We start from the raw sequence: 18,004 nt of genomic DNA, 5'->3' as shown, positions 1-18,004 counted from the left end.
CGGGCGGAAACCGCGACGGCAGAAGAAGATGGACGCATGACACGAGGCACGATGCGCATCTACCTCGGCGCGGCCCCCGGCGTCGGCAAGACCATGGCGATGCTCGCCGAGGGCCGACGCCGGGCCGAGCGGGGGACGGACGTCGTCGTCGGTTTCTGCGAGAACCACGGGCGCACCGCGACGGCCGCCGCGCTCGAGGGCCTCGAGGTCATGCCGCGACTGCGGCGCGAATACCGGGGCGCGATGCTCGAGGAGATGGACCTCGACGCCGTGCTCCGGCGCGCGCCGCAGGTCGCGCTCGTCGACGAACTCGCGCACACCAACGTGCCGGGCGGGCGCCACGAGAAGCGGTGGCAGGACGTCGAGGACCTGCTCGCGGCGGGCATCGACGTCGTCTCCACCGTCAACATCCAGCACCTCGAATCGCTCAACGACGCGGCGTTCGCCATCACCGGCGTGCTGCAGCGCGAGACGGTGCCGGACGTCGTCGTCCGGCGCGCCGAGCAGGTCGAACTCATCGACATGGCGCCCGAGGCGCTGCGACGACGGATGGCGCACGGCAACGTCTACAAGCCGGAGAAGGTCGACGCGGCGCTCGCCAACTACTTCCGCCAGGGCAACCTGACGGCGCTGCGTGAACTGGCCCTGCTGTGGCTCGCCGACCGCGTCGAGGAGAGCCTGACGGCCTACCGCAGCGACCACGACATCGTCGGTACGTGGCCGACACGTCACCGCGTCGTCGTCGCCCTCTCCGGTGGGCGCGAGGGCGCGACGCTGCTGCGCCGCGCCGCCCGCATGGCCGCGCGCGGCAGCGGCGGCGAGATGCACGCCGTCTTCGTCGTGCGCGACGACGGCCTGCGCACCGCCGAGGCCGACGTCGTCAGCGGTCTGCGACGCCTCACCGAGGAACTCGGCGGGACGTTCCACACCGTCAGCGGGCCGGACGCGGCCGAGGCCGTCCTGCACTACGCGCGCGGCGTCAACGCCGACCAGATCGTCGTCGGCCTCAGCCGGCGCTCGCGGGCCCAGGCGATGCTGCGACCCGGCACGGGTGAGCGCATCATCGCCGGCTCGGGCGAGGACATCGACGTCCACGTCGTCACGCACGAGCTCGCGCACGTGGGCTCGTCGCCGACCGAACGTGAGGGGTTGTCGACGCGCCGCGTCCGGCTCGGCTTCCTCACCTCGGTGACCGCCCCTGCGCTGTTGAGCGCCCTGCTCGTGCCGCTGCGCTCCGGCGTCGGGTTGCCGCTCATCGTGCAGCTGTACCTGCTGCTCACCGTCGTCGTCGCGCTCATCGGCGGGATGGCGCCCGCGATCACGGCCGGCGTGCTGTCGTCCCTGCTCATCAACTGGTTCTTCACCCCACCCATCGGCACGCTGACGATCTCCGACCCGCAGAACGTCGTCGCGCTCGTGCTCTTCGTCGTCATCGGCGCCGCCGTCTCGCTCGTCGTCCACGCGAGCGCCCGCCGGGCCGCCGACGTCAGCGCCTCGCACCAGGAGGCGACGGCGCTCGCCGAACTCAGCCACACGATGCTGTCCTCCGCCGACCAGTTCGCGCTGCTGCTCACGCGCTCGCTCGAGATGTTCGACCAGGACGCGGCGGCCGTAGTGCGCACCCGCGGGCCGGGTCGCAGCGTCATCGCCTCGACGGACGGCTACAGCGACGTCGCCGCGCAGGCGCTACCGCGCGAGAAGACGACGGTCGAGCGCATCGACGACGAGCACGACCTCGTCCTCGTGGGGCGCCCCGTCCCCGCCGAGCGGCAGCGGCTGCTGGGGGCGTACGCGATGCACGCGGCGGCCGTGCTGCACCGTCGAGCGCTGCTCGACCTCGCCGAGTCGGCCGACACCCTCGCGCGCGACAACAAGGCGCGCACCGCGCTGCTGTCCGCCGTCTCCCACGATTTGCGCACGCCCCTGGCCGGCATCAAGGCCGCCGTCGGCAGCCTGCGCAGCGGCGAGGTGACGTTCTCGCCGGAGGACCAGGCGGAACTGCTCGAAGCCGTCGAGACGTCGGCCGATCGCCTCGATGCGCTCATCGGCAACCTGCTCGACGCCTCACGGCTGCAGACCGGCGCGCTCGTCGCGAACCCGCGCGAGATCGACCTCGCCGAGGTCGTCACACCCGCGGTGCGCGCCCTCGAGACACCCGATCGCGTCACCTGGCACCTCGACGACGCCGCGCGCCACGTCGTCGCCGACCCCGGCCTGCTCGACCGCGTCCTCGCGAACGTCCTCGAGAACGCCCTGCGTCACGGCGGCAGCGACGGCGTCGTCGTGACGACGAGTGCGCTCGGCCCGCGCGTCGAACTACGCGTCGCCGACCACGGCCCCGGCATCCCCGACGAGGCGCGCGAAGAGATATTCCGGCCTTTCCAGCGCTACGGCGACGCACCCGCGGGTGACGGCATCGGGCTCGGTCTCGCCGTCGCGCGCGGCCTGACGGAGGCAATGGGCGGCATGCTGGAGGCGGAGACCACTCCCGGTGGAGGTGTCACGATGGTCATCGTCCTGCCGGCCGTGGCGAACGCAGCGGGTGCGACGAGCGAGGCCGAGCCCGGCGCTGAATCGGAACCCGAGTCGGCGCCCGAGGCCCGGCCCCAGGACGCTGAGGCCGACCAGCCGGTCGATACCCGGTTCGCAGACGCAACCACGCGCGGTGACTCATGAATGAACGAGTGCTCGTCGTCGACGACGACCCGACGATCGCGCGGACGCTGCGCATCAACCTCAAGGCGCGCGGCTTGGACGTCGAGACCGTCGGGTGCGGCCTCGATGCGCTCAGCACGTGCGCAGACGCGATGCCCGACCTCGTCGTCCTCGACCTCGGCCTGCCCGACCTCGACGGCGTCGAGGTGCTGCGCCGACTGCGTCAGAGCTCGAGCGTGCCTGTCATCGTGCTGTCGGCTCGTCAGGAAGCCGATGACAAGGTCGAGGCGCTCGACGAGGGTGCCGACGACTACGTGACGAAACCGTTCGGCATCGAGGAGCTCATCGCGCGCGTGCGGGCCGCGCTGCGGCGAGGCGGCGCCGAACCGTCCGGCCCGGCGCCCGTCGTCACCGCGGACTTCTCGCTCGACTTCACGACGTACGAGGCGAGCGGGCCGACGGGGGCCGTCCACCTCACGCCGACGGAATGGCGCCTGCTCGCCGAACTCGCGCGCCACCGCGGGCGCGTCGTGCCGCACGAGCAACTGCTGCGCGCCGTGTGGGGGCCGCAGTACGGGCGCGAGTCGAACTACCTGCGCGTCTACTGCGGGCAGCTGCGTCGCAAGCTCGAACCCGAACCGTCCCGCCCGCGCTGGATCGTCACCGAACCCGGCATCGGCTACGTGCTGCGCTGACGCGCCGCGCAGGGCTCGTCAGTGCGCCTTCGCCGTCAGCGTGATGAGTGTCGCCTCGGGACGGCAGGCGAAGCGCACGGGCGTGTACTTGTTGTGTCCGAGCCCGGCGGAGACGTGCAGCCACGCCGCGTCGTCGGGCGCGGCGGACGACGGCAGCGCGGTGCGGCGCCGTTCGCGCGCCGTAGCCTCCGAGCGCGAGACCGAGTCGTTGTGCACGCGGTGGGCGTCGAGGACGTCGAAGCGCTCGCCGATCTCGGCGGCGGAGCCGAGGGGCGAGCCGCCCGGTGCGAGCGCACCCGGCCCGATCGGCACGGCCAGCGTCGAGTCGACGCCGGACGCGCCGGGCCACCAGCGCGAGACGCCCTTGACGCGCGAGGTGTCGAGGTCGCAGTTCGTCACGAGCGCGCCGTGGAACGGCACGCACAGCTGCCCGCCGTGCGTGTGACCGGCGATGACGGCGTCCGCGCCGTCGGCCGTCATCGCGTCGAGCACGCGCGTGTACGGCGCGTGGACGACGCCGATCGTCGCGGCCACCTCACCTCGGCGCGACGCGGCCTCGGCGGACACCGTGTCGTACTCGTCGTACTCAAGATGCGGATCGTCGACGCCGACGAGTTCGAGCGGAACCCCCGCCACCTCGACTCGCTCGCGTCGATGGGTGAGGTCGAGCCATCCGCCCCCGGTGAACCCGGAACGCAGCGGCTCGACATCGAACCTGCCCACGCCCATCTCCTCGCCCTTCGCGTGCGAGTCGTCGAAGTAGCGCAGCGGGTTCTTCAGCTTCGGGTAGAAGTAGTCGTTCGAGCCGAAGACGAACGCGCCGGGGAACGCCATGAGCGGTTCCATCGCGCGCAGCGCCGATGGGATGGCGTCCTCGTCACTGAGGTTGTCACCGGTGTTGATGACGAAGTCGGGCTCCAGACGGGCCAGCTCGCGCACCCACTGAATACGTCGCTCCTGACGCGGCACGATGTGAAGGTCGCTCACGTGCAGCACCCGTAGCGGAGCACTGCCGGGCGCGAGCACCGGCATCTCGAACCGGCGCAACGCGTACCAGTTGCGCTCGACGAGCGTGCCCCACGCGAGTGCCCCGACGCCTGCGGCCACCGCGCCTGCGGCGGTGCGGAGGGCGGCGTTCGAGGTCGAGGGGCGGTGAAAACTCATGCCGGGATTCTCTCACCGGGGTGAAAGAATGGCCCCATGAGCGAATCCTTCAAGGCCCGACTGCAGAGCGACCTCACCGACGCGATCCGTGAGCGGGACGGCGTGCGCAGCTCCACCCTGCGGATGGTCCTCACGGCCGTCTCGAACGCGGAGGTGGCTGGCAAGGAGCACCGCGACCTCACCGACGACGAGGTCATGGCCGTCGTCGTCAAGGAGGCGAAGAAGCGCCGCGAGGCCGCCGACGCGTTCATCGGCGCCGGGCGCACCGAGCTCGCCGAGAAGGAGCAGGCCGAGCTCGCCTGCCTCGAGGGCTACCTGCCCAAGCAGCTGTCCGACGAGGAGATCGACGCCGTCGTGGCCGAGGCCGTCGCCGCCACCGGAGCGTCCGGCATGAAGGACATGGGCAAGGTCATGGGCGTCGTGAAGCCCAAGATCGGCGACCAGGCCGAGGGTGGTCGCGTCGCTGCCGCCGTCAAGAAGGCTCTTGCCTGACGCACGCTCCTGGATACGCGCGAAGGCCCCGCACCGATCGGTGCGGGGCCTTCGTGGTTTCGGCCGGTCAGGCGCTGCGGTTGATGCCGGCAGCGACCTCGTCGGCGCGAGCCATCTTGAAGAGCGTGGTCCACGACTTCACGTCAGGGCGACGGCGCAGCAACGCGCGACGCTCACGTTCCGTCATGCCGCCCCAGACGCCGTACTCGGTGCGGTTGTCGAGCGCGTCCGCGAGGCATTCCGCGACGACCGGGCAACGCTGGCAGATCACCTTCGCCGTCTGCTGAGCAGCCCCCTTGGCGAAGAGATCGTCCGGCGCGGTGGCCGCGCACTGGGCGCGAGCCGCCCAGTTCTCGTCCCAGACGGGCGTCTGGGTTTCCTCGGTCATGATCGTCATCTGTGCCTCCCCTGTTGGTGCGGATGACGCTGTGGCGTAGACCACGTCGTTGTTGAGCTATACGCAGACTAGGCAAAGTTACTGACGAGTTTCCATATTCTCGGTGTGCTAAATCGAAGTAGTACATCCGTGACGGGCCCCCTGGGATCGGGTCGGGCACGCCGCACCTGCCTCGCCGAGATTCTCAGGTGACCCCGATACTCTGGCCGGTATGCGTGGAAAGCCCTCTGCCGCAGCGGTCCGTCCGGCTGCGAAGAAGAAGCGCCGGAGCAATTCGACGACGAGCAACGTCCTCAGTCTGCTCGGCGCCTTCGTCGCGACCTCTGTGGCCCTCGGTCTGCTCCTGGCAGGCGTTCTCCTGCCGGTCACCGGCATGGGTGGCGCGGGCGTCAAGAGCGGCGTCAAGATGTTCAACAACATCCCGTCCGAGTTCGCCGAGAACGCTCTGAGCCAGCAGTCCAAGATCCTGGCGAAGGACGGCAGCGTCATCGCGACCCCGTACGACGAGAACCGCATCGTCGTCGCGAGCAGTGCCATCCCGAAGGTCATGAAAGACGCCCAGGTGGCCATCGAGGACGAACGCTTCTACCAGCACGGGGCCCTCGACAAGAGAGGTATCGCGCGAGCCATCGCGTCGAACCTGTTCTCCTCGAGCACCCAGGGCGCCTCGACCCTGACGCAGCAGTACGTCAAGGTGGCGGCCCAGCGTCAGGCGCTGGAAAGTGGTGACAAGGAGGCCGCCAAGGAGGCGGTCGCCCAGAGCGGTGCGAAGGCTTACATCCGCAAGCTCAAGCAGCTCAAGTACGCCGTCGACCTCGAGAAGACGCACACCAAGGACCAGATCCTCACGAGCTACCTCAACCTCGTCTACTTCGGTCAGCTCCAGTACGGCGTCGAAGCGGCATCGCGCCACTACTTCGGGCACCCGGCCAAGGACCTGACGATCGCCGAAGCGGCCACGCTCGCCGGTGTCGTCAACCTGCCGGACGCCACCAACCCCGTGAAGAACCCCGAGGCGGCCGTCAAGCGTCGCAACATCGGTATCCAGAAGATGATCGACCAGGGCTTCATCACGGAGGCACAGGGCCGCAAGGCGATCAACTCGCCGCTCAACCTCAAGCTCAAGGAGAACTCCTCGGGTGGTTGCGCCACGAGCAAGTACCCCTACTACTGCGACTACGTGACGCAGTGGATTGCGCAGCAGCCTGCCCTCGGCAAGACGCGCAAGGAGCGCCTCGGCAAGCTTCGTACCGGCGGCCTCGTCATTCAGACGTCGCTCGACCCGAAGAAGATGGCCGCGCTCGACTCCAACCTCAAGAAGCGCGTGCCCGTCGAGAACGGCGCCGACGTCCAGGCCGCCGGCGTCATCATCGAACCCGGCACGGGTTACGTCGAGGCCATGGCGCAGAACACGAAGTACTCCGTCGCGGGTACGGATTCGTTCAACACCTCGGTCAACTATCCGCGCTCCGGGTTCCCGATCGGATCGACGGCGAAGATCTTCGCCATCGTCGAGGCCATGCACCAGGGCCGCGCGGTCGACTCGACGGTCAACGTTCCTCGCATGAACAGCACCAAGGAAGGGCGCCCGGTCTACAACTTCACCTCGCAGAACTTCCCGGGCAAGTGCGGTCAGGGCCGCGGCGTGTGGTCGGTCGGCAACGACCACCAGGTGCCCGCCGGTCCGATGTCCTTGTCCAAGGCCACGGCTGAGTCGGTGAACACGGCGTTCGGTGTGCTCGTCGCTCAGCTCGGTCCGTGCAATGTCCGCGACGCCTACAAGCGTCTCGGCGTCTATGCGTCCGACTTCAAGAGCGGCGGCTGGTCCGAGATCAACCCCGACCCCTCCTCGATCGTGCTCGGCTCCGGTTCGTCGAGCCCGGTCATGATGGCGAACGCCTTCGCCACTGTCGCGGCCGACGGCAAGTACTGCGCACCGCGCCCGGTCATCTCGATCAAGCAGGCGAACGGTCGCCCGGTGAAGCTCGCGCCGAACCCGTGCAAGCAGGCCATGCCGGCCGAAGAGGCGCGCGGAGTCGCCAAGATCTTCAAGTCGGTTCTCGGCCCGGACGGTACGGCCAAGTCGGCTGCTCTTGCCGAGGGGCGTCAGGCCTTCGGCAAGACGGGTACCGTCGACGGCTCGTTGCACACCTGGTTCGTCGGTTCGACCCCGCAGTACTCGACGGCGATCTGGGTCGGACGCGGTGGCGAGAACACCAACCCGATCAAGAACGTCACCATCGGCCCCAAGCACGTCGGTAACTTCCTCTACGGTGGCGACATCGCCGCGCCGGTGTGGAAGGAAACGATGGACGCCATCAGCAAGGGTCTTCCGAAGAAGGCGTTCCCCGAGCCGGGCTCGGGCGTCATCAAGGGCGATCAGATCACCGTCCCGCAGCTCAAGGGCCGCAGCGAGGCGGATGCGAAGGCCGAACTCGCGCGTCTGAAGCTGCAGACCACGGTGGTCAAGCAGGACTCGGGCGAGGTCTCTTCCGGCCAGGTCTGGAAGACCGATCCCGCAGGTGGTCAGAAGATTGGCGAGGGCAAGAAGGTCACTCTGTACATCAAGCCCTGACCGGCACGAGCGAAGCCCGCTCCACACGAGATGTGGGGCGGGCTTCGTCGTCCCCGAACAGGGTCTGCGGGCTACGGTGGGGGCATGCAGAAATGGGAATACTTCACCGCGCCGATCATGATTCACGCGACGCAGCAGATCCTCAACAACTTCGGTGAGGACGGCTGGGAGCTCGTTCAGATCGTTCCCGGCCCCGACGGCAACGGCCTCGTCGGCTACTTCAAGCGTCCGAAGGCCTGATCGGCGATGGCTCAGGTCGAGCAGAACCTCGCGAAGCTCGGGCTGGAGGTGCCCGAGGTTGCCAAGCCGGTGGCTGCCTACGTCCCCGCGCTGCGTGAGGGCAACCTCGTCTACACCTCGGGTCAGCTGCCGATGGTGGCGGGTAACCTCGCCGCCACGGGCAAGGTCGGTGCCGACGTCACGCCTGAGCAGGCGGCCGAACTCGCGCGGACATGTGCCCTCAACGCCATCGCCGCCGTCAAGAGTGTCGTCGGTGACCTCGACACGGTGACGCGCGTCGTCAAGGTCGTCGGCTTCGTGGCCAGCGACCCGGCCTTCACCGGTCAGCCCGGCGTCATCAACGGCGCCTCCGAGCTGCTCGGTGCGGCCTTCGGTGACGCCGGTGTCCACGCCCGTTCGGCTGTGGGCGTCGCGGTGCTCCCGCTCGACGCTCCGGTCGAGGTCGAGATCACGGTCGCCGTCGCCGACTGATGAGCGACATCCCGAGGCAGCCTCGCGACTTCCCGATCGGCCCCTTCGCCAAGGCAGCCGAGCGCTGGTTCGACGACACGCAACCGCGCCCGGAGCCGACGGTTCCGGCGCAGGCCGCCACCGTCCTGTTGGTGCGCGGTGAGCCCGTCGAGGTGTTCATGATCGAACGCGCCGCGACGATGGATTTCGCGCCGTCCACCTGGGTCTTCCCGGGTGGACGCGTCGACCCCGCCGACCTCGGCGTCGACGACGCTCCGGCGCACCGCCTGCGCAGCCCCGCGGGTGGCGAGCAGGCGTGGGCCGATCGGCTCGGCGTCGGGCACGACGAGGCGCTCAGTGTGCTCGTGTGCGCGTTGCGCGAGCTGTTCGAGGAGGCCGGAGTGCTTCTCGCGTCCGAGGGGGACGGCGACGCGATCGTCGACGTCGCCACCGACGAGTGGAGGGCGCGCCGCACTCAGGTCGAGGCTCACGAGGTCTCGTTCACCGAGGCTGCTGCAGGCCTGACGCTGCGTGGAGACCTCGTCGAGGCCGTCGACCGGTGGATCACGCCCGCGTTCGAGAGCCGCCGCTTCGACACCTGGTTCCTCACGGCGCTGCTGCCGGACGGTGCCACTGCCGATGCCGTGTCGCGTGAGTCGCAGCGAGGTCAGTGGGTTCGGCCCGAAGCCATGCTGGCAGAAGCCGAGGCTGGGCGAGCCCGCCTCCTGCCCCCGACGCGCACGGCGCTCGAGCGCCTCTCCCGGGCGACGAGTGCCACCGAGGCGCTCGAGCAGGCACGCGGCTTCCACTTCCTCCCCACGCGCCCCGAACTGCTGAAGGGCCCCGACGGGCCCTACCTTCACGCGGAGGTGAACCTGTGACCGATCAACTCGACCGACTCCCCAGCGGCGTGCGACACCTGCGCTGCGACAACCCCGGCCCGATGACGCTCACCGGCACGAACACGTACGTCATCGCCCTGGAGGAAGCTTCGGGCGGGGACGGCTCGCTCGTCGCCGTCGTCGACCCGGGGCCCGAGGACGCCGGCCACCGTGACGCGATCATGGACGCCGTGCGGGGCGCCGAGGCCACGCGTGTCGTCGTGCTGCTCACCCATCACCACGACGACCACGAGGGCGGTGCGAGTGCGCTCGTCGAGGCGCTTCGTGGGCACGGCCTCGCGGTCGCGTTGTGTGGCGGCTCGGGTGGCGACGCCTTCGCCGACGGCGAGATGATCGGCGACCTCCAGGTGCTGCTCGCGCCGGGCCACACGCGCGATTCAGCCGCCTTCGTCCTCCATCGCGACGGCGTCGACGTCCTCTTCAGCGGCGACACGATTCTCGGCGAGGGCAGCAGCTTCGTCGCCTACCCCGACGGCGATCTCACGGCCTACCTCGCCACGCTCGACGTTCTCATGGCGCTCGTCGCGCAGGCGGGGGAGCGAGTCGTCGTCCTGGCGCCGGGGCACGGACCTGTCGGAGCCGACGCCGCTCCCGTCGTCGAGCGTTACCGCGCCCACCGTCAGGAGCGCCTCGACGAGGTGCGGACCGTGCTGGCCGACGTCGACTCCGAGAATGACGACTCGCCGGCGCAGGGTGACGAGCTCGTCGGCGCCGTCGTGGACGGCGCCTACAGCGACATCGGCCCGCAGCTGCGCCCGGCGGTGGAGGCCGTCGTCAAGGCGCAGCTGGCCCATCTCGGCCGCCTCTGAGAACAGCCCCACGACACAGCGAAGCGCCCGTCCCCCGCAAGGGACGGGCGCTTCGCTGTCAACCGAGGTGAGTGCGGCCTCAGCGGGCGCGGCGCTGAAGGCGCTCGACGTCGAGCAGCGTCACGGCGCGGGCCTCGAGCTTGAGCCAGCCGCGGCTGGCGAAGTCGGCGAGAGCCTTGTTCACGGTCTCGCGGGAGGCGCCGACGAGCTGAGCCAGCTCCTCCTGCGTGAGGTCGTGCGCGACGAGGACCCCGTCGTCGACCTGACGGCCGAAGCGGCTCGCGAGGTCGAGCAGAGCCTTGGCGACACGGCCGGGAACGTCGGTGAAGACGAGATCGCCGAGCGCTTCGTTCGTGCGACGCAGGCGGCGAGCGATGGAGCCGAGCATCTTGACGGCCACGTCGGGGCGCGACGAGACGAACTCGGTGAGTTCGGTGTGACCCAGCGCGACGAGGTCGGTGCCGGCGACGGCCGTAGCCGTGGTCGTGCGGGCGCCCGGGTCGAAGAGGCTGAGCTCGCCGAACATCTCACCGGGGCCGAGGATCGCGAGCAGGTTCTCGCGACCGTCGGGGGAGCGGCGGCCGAGCTTCACCTTGCCGGAGGTGATGATGTACAGGCGATCGCCCTCCTCCCCTTCTTCGAAGAGGATGTCGCCGCGCTCGATACGGGCGCGCGACATGCGCTGCAGAAGAGCCTGGGCGTCTTCGTCCGTCAGCGCGGCGAAAAGGGGAGCTTGACGCACTACTTCAATGTCCACGCCTCCATCCTGCCACGTTTCGGGTGACGCTCCACACAGTTCACTCCCAGGAAAGCGCGGAAAAAGGCGCTCGTTCGTTCAGCAGATGAGGTGCTCGGTGGTGTCGGTGGGGCGTTCTAGGGTGTGGGCATGACCTCCGAAACCGTGACGCCGCCGAAGCGGGCCGCGCGCGTGCCCGAGACCGCCACGGGGCGGGTGCGTCAGGCACGCCGCATCTACCGCAGACTCGTGGAGCAGTACCCGTACGCGCGAGCCGAACTCGACTTCGAGTCGCCGCTCGAACTCCTCGTGGCCACCATCCTCTCGGCGCAGACCACAGACGTCGGGGTCAACAAGGTCACGCCGGTGCTCTTCCGTCGCTACCCGGACGCTGCGGCACTGGCGTCGGCGGAGCCGAGCGAGATGGAGGAGATCCTGCGTCCCACCGGGTTCTACCGGGCGAAGACGCGCTCGGTCATCAAGCTCGGTCAGGAACTCGTCGAACGTTTCGACGGCAAGGTGCCGGGCAAGCTCGCCGACCTCGTGACGCTGCCGGGCGTCGGACGCAAGACGGCCAACGTCGTGCTCGGCAACGCGTTCGGTGTTCCGGGCATCACGGTCGACACCCACTTCGGGCGCCTCGCGCGCCGCTTCGGCTGGACGACGTCGACCGACCCGGTCGCTGTCGAGGCCGAGGTGGGCGAGATGTTCCCGCGCAAGGACTGGACGATGCTCAGCCACGTCGTCGTCTTCCACGGCCGACGTATCTGCCACGCCCGCAAGCCCGCATGCGGCGTTTGCCCGGTGGCGCAGTGGTGCCCGTCCTTCGGTGACGGCGAGACCGACCCGGACAAGGCGCGCGCCCTGCTCAAGTACGAACTCGCGGCCCCGAAGGGTGGTGAGGCGCCGGTGCCGCTGCTCGTCGACGGGGGAGTGCCCGACGCCTCCTTCTCGACCGGGCATCGAGGAACGCCGGTCGTGCCACGTCACTCCGGTGCAGGGGCGCAGGGCGAGGCCCGATGAGCGTGCCGGTGGGCGACGCCGCGCCTCCGCCATGGCTGAACACGGTGCTCGACGCCGGTCGCCGCGGCGACCTGTGCGCGGGGTGGCCGCGTCCCGAGCAGGGCTCCAAGGCCTCTGCCATCCTCATGCTCTTCGGCCCGAACGACGACGGCGGGGAAGACGTGGTGCTCACCGAGCGAGCCACCAACCTGCGCAAGCACGCGGGGCAGGTGTCCTTTCCCGGTGGTGGGGTCGAACCGCAGGACGTCACGTTCACCGACACCGCGCTGCGTGAGGCCAACGAGGAGATCGGGCTCGTGCCCGAGGGCGTCCACGTCATGGGTGAACTGCAGCCGGTCGCGTTGCCCGTGACGAACTACGAGGTCTGCCCCGTGCTCGCCTGGTGGAACGTACCGTCCGACATCTCGGTGCTCGACCCTGTCGAGGTCGCTCGCGTCGCGCGCATCTCCGTCCGCGATCTCGTGGACCCGGCGAACCGCCACACGGTCACACACCCGCGCGGCTTCAAGGGGCCGGGGTTCGAGGTCGACGGTTTCTACATCTGGGGCTTCACGGCGTTCGTGCTCGACGCGGTCCTGACCGCCGGGGGCGTCGCGCGCTCGTGGAACCGCGACGACGAGCGTCAGGTGCCCGATCGCTTCCTCAGCTGAAAGCCCGGCCGGGAACAGGAGGAAGGCGAACATGACGAAGGCGGCCCACCCTCGAGGGTGAGCCGCCTTCGTGCGGCAGGTCAGAACGTCACTTGGCGGGCTTGATGGCCGCGACGGTCTTCTGCGCGTTGTCGATCGTCTTGACCGGCTTGCCCTTGACCTTCTTGATCGACTTGATACCGACGAGGGCGAGGATTCCGGCGACGAGCGCGAGGATGCCCGCGACGATGAGGAAGCCGGCCCAGTTCGGCCAGTCGAGAACCTCCGAGATGGCCCAGGCGAGGGCCGTCAGGAGGAAGCCGACGAAGAACAGGGCGACGACACCGGCGGCAGCGAGCATGCCGCCACCCTTGCCGGCCTTCTGCACGTCAGCCTTGATCTCGATCTTCGCCAGGTCGATCTCGCCCTTGACGATGTTCGAGAGGTCAGCGGAAGCGTCCGAAACGAGCTGACCGAGCGTGCGCTCGGAGCCCCGGGGGGTGTTGAGGGCCATGGTTATCTCCTGTTCAGCAGGCGGCGTCACCTCGTCGAGGTGACGGCCGTCCGTCGCATCACACGTTTTCTATTCGATGGACACACTACCGATATCGGCCGATTCGCGCCTACCGGCTCCTCGGTTCGGTGCGGTTCAGGCCGGTTCGGGGCGCTGGTAGACGTCCGGCACACCGTCTTGGTCGGCGTCGCGCGTCTCCTCTTCCTCGATGCGGCGGTAGATGCGGTTGCGGCGTCCGAGCACGATGCTCGCGAGGAGCGCGGACAGGAGGCTGCCGAGCAGCACGCCGACCTTGACGTGGTCGTCCTTGACGCTTCCGGTGCCGAACGCGAGCTCGCCGATGAGGAGGCTGACGGTGAAGCCGATGCCACCGAGGAGGCTGAGGCCGAACACGTCGGCCCACGAGAGGTTCTCGTCGAGCTTGGCCTTCGTGAACTTGCTGACGAGGAACGTGCTGCCGAAGATGCCGACGACCTTGCCGAGCACGAGGCCGGCGATGACGCCGAGCGTGACGGCGTCCGCAAGCGTCTCGGTGATGCTCGTGCCGACGACGGTGACGCCGGCGGAGAAGAACGCGAAGACCGGCACGGCGAACCCTGCCGAATAGGGGCGCAGACGGTGTTCGATGCGGTGGGCGAGGGCGTGCTTGCCCTTGACCGGAACGACGAGGCCGAGCAGCACGCCAGCGATCGTGGCGTGAACGCCGGACTTGTACATGAAGACCCACGCCACGATCGCGAGCGGCGCGAGGATCGCCCAGTGCTTGATGCCGCGCTGGGTGAGGAAGCCGAAGACTGCGACGACCGCGATCGAGGCGAGCAGCCAGCCGAGCGAGAAGCCCTTGCTGTAGAAGATCGCGATGATCGTGATGGCGATGAGGTCGTCGACGACGGCGAGCGTCAGGAGGAACGAACGTAGCGCCGTGGGCAGGTGCGAACCGATGACGGCGAGCACCGCGAGGGCGAACGCGATGTCCGTGGCGGCCGGGATGGCCCACCCCTTGAGCCCTTCGCCGCCGGCTGCGGCGTTGATCGCGACGTAGACGAGCGCAGGCATTGCGACACCGCAGACGGCAGCGATGACGGGCACTGCGGCGGCTGCCGGGTTGCGCAGGTCGCCGGCGACGAACTCGTGCTTGAGTTCGAGCCCGACGACGAGGAAGAACAGGGCGAGCAGGCCGTCGGCGGCCCAGTGCGCCACCGACATGTTGAGCCCGAGGAAGTCGGGGCCGATGTGCGCGTCCCGCAGGGCCTCATAACCGTCACGCCAGGGCGAGTTCGCCCAGACGATCGCGGCGACCGCAGCGGCGAGCAGGATGAGGCCGCCGATGGTCTCGGTGCGCAGCAGTTCCTTGACGCGCTGGGCCTCGGGCCACGTGCCGCGGGTGAAGAGGCGGCGGGTCAGCCGTCCTGCGACGGCGACGGGGGCGACGTGCGCGGCTTCCTTGAACTCTTCGAAGCTCGGCTGTTCGTCCTTCATCGGCGGAAGGCTGTTCTTGTGGCGCTTGGCCATGGTGAATCTCCTCGGGCAGGGGTGGTCGTCGTCATCCGCGCCTCACGCGAACGGCCGACCAGACTTCCCGGCACACCGCCCGCGATTTTACCGGCTGTCGTCGTTCTCGCGAAAAGATGCGCGGGCGGGGCGCCTGCCCCACCCGCGCATCGTCGGATCGCTCTGCGGCTTACTTCTTCAGACCTGCCTGGATCTTCTCCATGACGCTCGGGTCGGCGAGCGTCGTCGCGTCACCGGCCTCGCGGCCCTCAGCGACGTCCTTGAGCAGGCGGCGCATGATCTTGCCCGAACGTGTCTTCGGCAGCTCGTCGACGACGAGGATCGTCTTCGGCTTCGCGATGGCGCCGATCTGCTTGCCGACGTGCGTACGCATCGCCTGGACGAGCTCCTCGCGCTTGTCGTCGTCAGCGGCCTGGTCGCGAGCCTCCTCGCGCAGGATGACGAAGGCGCACACGGCCTGACCGGTCGTCTCGTCGGCGGCACCGACGACTGCGGCCTCCGCGACGGCGTCGTGCGAGACGAGCGCCGACTCGATCTCCGACGTCGACAGGCGGTGGCCCGAGACGTTCATGACGTCGTCGACACGACCGAGCACCCAGATGTTGCCGTCCTCGTCACGCTTCGCGCCGTCACCGGCGAAGTACATGTCCTCGAAGCGCGACCAGTAGGTGTCCTTGTAGCGCTGCAGGTCGCCCCAGATGCCGCGCAGCATCGACGGCCACGGGTCGCGGATGACGAGGTAGCCGGTCTCGCCGTTGCCGACGGACTTGCCCTCCTCGTCGACGACGTCGGCCGTGATGCCGGGCACCGGCGCCTGGGCCGAACCGGGCACGAGCGACGTGACGCCGGGCAGGGCCGACATCATGATGGCGCCTGTCTCCGTCTGCCACCACGTGTCGACGATCGGGGCAGAACCGGCGCCGATGTTGTCGCGGAACCACATCCACGCTTCGGGGTTGATCGGCTCACCGACGCTGCCGAGCACACGGACCGACGACAGGTCGTACTCGGCGGGGATCTCCTTGCCCCACTTCATGCAGGTGCGGATGGCCGTGGGCGCCGTGTAGAAGATCGAGACCTTCTTGTTCTGCACGATCTCCCACCAGCGGCCCTGGTGCGGGCTGTCCGGCGTGCCTTCGTAGAGCACCTGCGTGACGCCGTTGGCCAGCGGGCCGTAGACGATGTAGCTGTGGCCGGTGACCCAGCCCACGTCGGCGGTGCACCAGTAGACGTCCTCGCCCGGGTGCACGTCGTGGACGACGGCGTTCGTGTACGCCGCCTGCGTGAGGTAGCCACCGGTCGTGTGGAAGATGCCCTTCGGCTTACCCGTGGTGCCGGAGGTGTAGAGGATGAAGAGCGGGTGTTCTGAATCGAAGGTGTCGAAGTCGACCGCGGGTGCGGCGGCCTCGAGTGCCTCGTCCCACCAGACGTCCTTGTCGGTCATCTCCGTCTCTTCGCCGGTGCGCTTGACGACGAGGACCTTCTGTACCGTCGTCTCGCCGCTGACCGCCTCGTCGACGGCGGGCTTGAGAGCGCTCGGCTTGCCGCGGCGGAAGCCGCCGTCGGCCGTGATGACGACCTTGGCCTCCCCGTCGGCGATGCGCGTGCGCAGGGCGTCGGAGGAGAAGCCGCCGAAGACGACGGAGTGCACGGCGCCGAGACGGGCGCAGGCCAGCATCGAGATGACGGCCTCGGGGATCATCGGCAGGTAGAGGGCGACGCGGTCGCCCTTCTCGACGCCCGCCGCCTTGAGCGCGCCGGCAGCCTTCTGCGCGAGTTCGGTGAGTTCGGCGTACGTGATGTCGCGCTCGTCGCCGGGCTCACCGACGAAGTGCAATGCGACGCGGTCACCGTTGCCGGCCTCGACGTGACGGTCGGCGCAGTTGTAGGCCACGTTGAGCTCGCCGCCCACGAACCACTTGGCGACGGGGGCCTCGCTCCAGTCGAGCACCTCGTCGAAATCCTTGGCCCAGGTGAGGCGCTCGCGCGCCTGCTTGGCCCAGAACGCCTCGCGGTCGGCGTCGGCCTCTTCGTAGAGCGACTTCTGCCCGACGGCCTGCTCGCTGAACTCCGGGCTCGGAGGGAAGGGGCCGTACTCTTCGGCGGTCTCGGACATGTCTTGTCTTCCTTCCGTCGGCTTCGACCACGCCGAAACGAGGCGTAGGTCACAACACTTGGCTGCTTTTCTACCCCATCGTCGCGTGGGGTTGGGAAGGCGGGGGTGGATACTCGCCGGTAGTTTCCGGCGGCGTCCAAGTACGCTGATGCCCATGCCCGGCACCTTCGAAGCTTTGCAATCGCTCGCGACGATCCCCGAGGTCGAGGCGGGCCTCACGCGAGCCCGCGAGGCGTGCACCCAACTGCGCTGGCACAACGCGTTGCGCCGGCGTACGGCGCAGGCCGCCGCCGAGTCGCGCGTGCGTGGCGCCCGGGCCGGCGCGGCGCTGGAGGGCGCCGAGGTCTCCGTCGATGTCGTGCGTGAACTCGTCATGGGGATGACCGAGTGGCCGCCCGAGCCCGACCCGCTCGAGCGAGTGCTTCGTGCGAGTGTTCAGGGGACGCTCGAGAGTGAGCACGTTCGTTCGATCATCCTGTCGTCGCCCGCGCAGGCGTTGGCGCGTCTGCACGTGGCCGCCGGTTCGCAACTGCTCTCCGCCGACGAGGTGGGGCGCCCGCGGTCGCCGGGGGAGACGTGCGAGGAACTCGTCGAGGCCGGCCCGGCGTGCGACCCGCTCGACCTGCCGGGGCGTCTGGCCGGGCTCTACGAGGTGGTGGCGTGCCACGAGAAGGTGCCGGCCCTCGTCGTCGGGGCCATTGCACATGCGGAGATCGCCGTCATGCGTCCGTTCGCGCGCGGAAACGGTGTGGTGGCAAGAGCTTTCGAGCGTGCGCTCGTCCAGTCGTGTGGGCTCGACCCGACGGGTGTGGCCGTGCCCGAGGTGGGCTACCTGCGTGAAGCGAGCGCGGGATATGCGGGCGCCCTGGCCGCCTATGCCTCGGGAACGCGCGACGGCGTGGCCCTGTGGCTGCAGTTCAGCGCTGGGGCGCTGGAGCGGGGCGCCGCCGAAGGAGGCGCCATTTCGGACGCCGTTTTGGCCGGCCGCCTGCGATAAGAACAAATAAAAAACGTCCGGCGAGTCGGTTTCTCATTTATCGAACCGTTGCTACTGTATTGGCCGGGTATGTGCGGGCCGGTTGCAACGTGTGGCCA

The 18,004-nt window shown here is 69.1% G+C and carries 17 protein-coding genes; 11 read left to right on the top strand and 6 right to left on the bottom strand.

Going from position 1 to position 18,004, the window contains the following annotated elements; translation table 11 throughout:
• Positions 1–36 precede the first annotated feature (36 nt).
• Together AA983_RS12180 and AA983_RS12175 are read left to right on the top strand one after the other, a co-directional pair.
• The gene (locus AA983_RS12180; RefSeq protein WP_047312498.1) at positions 37–2,676 is read left to right on the top strand and encodes an ATP-binding protein; all 2,640 of its coding nucleotides are present in this window, start codon (positions 37–39) and stop codon (positions 2,674–2,676) included.
• Positions 2,673–3,350 carry a response regulator gene (locus tag AA983_RS12175; protein WP_047312497.1) on the top strand — a complete coding sequence of 226 codons (678 nt, stop codon included), beginning with the start codon at positions 2,673–2,675 and terminating at the stop codon, positions 3,348–3,350. Before AA983_RS12180 ends, AA983_RS12175 begins: the two co-directional genes overlap by 4 nt.
• Before the next feature lie 18 nt (positions 3,351–3,368).
• Here the strand turns inward: AA983_RS12175 and AA983_RS12170 are convergent, their stop codons facing one another.
• On the bottom strand, positions 3,369–4,514 hold the full coding sequence (locus AA983_RS12170) for a metallophosphoesterase (RefSeq protein WP_047312496.1): 1,146 nt from the start codon (positions 4,512–4,514) through the stop codon (positions 3,369–3,371).
• A gap of 36 nt (positions 4,515–4,550) precedes the next feature.
• Here AA983_RS12170 and AA983_RS12165 point away from each other — a divergent pair, with 36 nt between their 5' ends.
• A complete protein-coding gene (locus AA983_RS12165) occupies positions 4,551–5,006 on the top strand; it encodes a GatB/YqeY domain-containing protein (protein ID WP_047312495.1) in 456 nt (151 codons plus the stop codon).
• A gap of 67 nt (positions 5,007–5,073) precedes the next feature.
• On the opposite strand, the gene AA983_RS12160 is transcribed toward AA983_RS12165, so the two are convergent.
• On the bottom strand, positions 5,074–5,403 hold the full coding sequence (locus tag AA983_RS12160; protein ID WP_047312494.1) for a WhiB family transcriptional regulator: 330 nt from the start codon (positions 5,401–5,403) through the stop codon (positions 5,074–5,076).
• A gap of 211 nt (positions 5,404–5,614) precedes the next feature.
• Here AA983_RS12160 and AA983_RS12155 point away from each other — a divergent pair, with 211 nt between their 5' ends.
• From AA983_RS12155 to AA983_RS12140, 5 genes are all read left to right on the top strand, one after another.
• Positions 5,615–7,978 (top strand): transglycosylase domain-containing protein, encoded by a 2,364-nt coding sequence (locus tag AA983_RS12155; protein WP_052947110.1) that lies wholly within the window; start codon positions 5,615–5,617, stop codon positions 7,976–7,978.
• Positions 7,979–8,062: 84 nt separating this feature from the next.
• Complete coding sequence (locus AA983_RS15525; RefSeq protein WP_118914533.1) at positions 8,063–8,218, top strand: DUF4177 domain-containing protein; 156 nt, start codon at positions 8,063–8,065, stop codon at positions 8,216–8,218.
• A gap of 6 nt (positions 8,219–8,224) precedes the next feature.
• Positions 8,225–8,689 (top strand): RidA family protein, encoded by a 465-nt coding sequence (locus tag AA983_RS12150; RefSeq protein WP_047312493.1) that lies wholly within the window; start codon positions 8,225–8,227, stop codon positions 8,687–8,689.
• Entirely contained in the window at positions 8,689–9,549 is an 861-nt protein-coding gene (locus tag AA983_RS12145) for an NUDIX hydrolase (protein ID WP_052947109.1), read from the top strand. The genes AA983_RS12150 and AA983_RS12145 overlap by 1 nt, the downstream gene beginning before the upstream one ends.
• Entirely contained in the window at positions 9,546–10,379 is an 834-nt protein-coding gene (locus tag AA983_RS12140) for an MBL fold metallo-hydrolase (RefSeq protein WP_047312492.1), read from the top strand. Before AA983_RS12145 ends, AA983_RS12140 begins: the two co-directional genes overlap by 4 nt.
• Positions 10,380–10,458: 79 nt before the next feature.
• Here the strand turns inward: AA983_RS12140 and AA983_RS12135 are convergent, their stop codons facing one another.
• Positions 10,459–11,136: a Crp/Fnr family transcriptional regulator gene (locus AA983_RS12135; protein WP_047312491.1), complete on the bottom strand. Its 678-nt coding sequence runs from the start codon at positions 11,134–11,136 to the stop codon at positions 10,459–10,461.
• A 129-nt stretch (positions 11,137–11,265) separates the two neighbouring features.
• Between AA983_RS12135 and nth the strand changes: the two genes are divergently transcribed.
• Both nth and AA983_RS12125 read left to right on the top strand, forming a co-directional pair.
• On the top strand, positions 11,266–12,138 hold the full coding sequence (gene nth / locus AA983_RS12130) for an endonuclease III (protein WP_047312641.1): 873 nt from the start codon (positions 11,266–11,268) through the stop codon (positions 12,136–12,138).
• Positions 12,135–12,788, top strand: coding sequence for a CoA pyrophosphatase (locus AA983_RS12125; RefSeq protein WP_052947108.1), 654 nt, complete (start codon positions 12,135–12,137; stop codon positions 12,786–12,788). The genes nth and AA983_RS12125 overlap by 4 nt, the downstream gene beginning before the upstream one ends.
• 88 nt (positions 12,789–12,876) lie before the next feature.
• Here AA983_RS12125 and AA983_RS12120 read toward each other — a convergent pair whose 3' ends face one another.
• The 3 genes from AA983_RS12120 to acs form a co-directional block, all read right to left on the bottom strand.
• Entirely contained in the window at positions 12,877–13,281 is a 405-nt protein-coding gene (locus AA983_RS12120) for a phage holin family protein (protein WP_047312490.1), read from the bottom strand.
• Positions 13,282–13,416: 135 nt separating this feature from the next.
• Positions 13,417–14,793, bottom strand: coding sequence for a Na+/H+ antiporter NhaA (gene nhaA, locus AA983_RS12115; RefSeq protein WP_129664883.1), 1,377 nt, complete (start codon positions 14,791–14,793; stop codon positions 13,417–13,419).
• A 169-nt stretch (positions 14,794–14,962) separates the two neighbouring features.
• Positions 14,963–16,909, bottom strand: coding sequence for an acetate--CoA ligase (acs, locus tag AA983_RS12110; RefSeq protein ID WP_047312489.1), 1,947 nt, complete (start codon positions 16,907–16,909; stop codon positions 14,963–14,965).
• Between the two features lie 154 nt (positions 16,910–17,063).
• On the opposite strand from acs, the gene AA983_RS12105 reads away from it, so the two are divergent.
• Positions 17,064–17,906 (top strand): Fic family protein, encoded by an 843-nt coding sequence (locus AA983_RS12105; protein WP_047312488.1) that lies wholly within the window; start codon positions 17,064–17,066, stop codon positions 17,904–17,906.
• Positions 17,907–18,004 lie beyond the last annotated feature (98 nt).

This window comes from Dermacoccus sp. PE3, assembly GCF_001021715.1.
GTDB lineage: Bacteria > Actinomycetota > Actinomycetes > Actinomycetales > Dermatophilaceae > Dermacoccus > Dermacoccus abyssi.
This window is presented reverse-complemented; position numbering and strand designations above follow the sequence as displayed.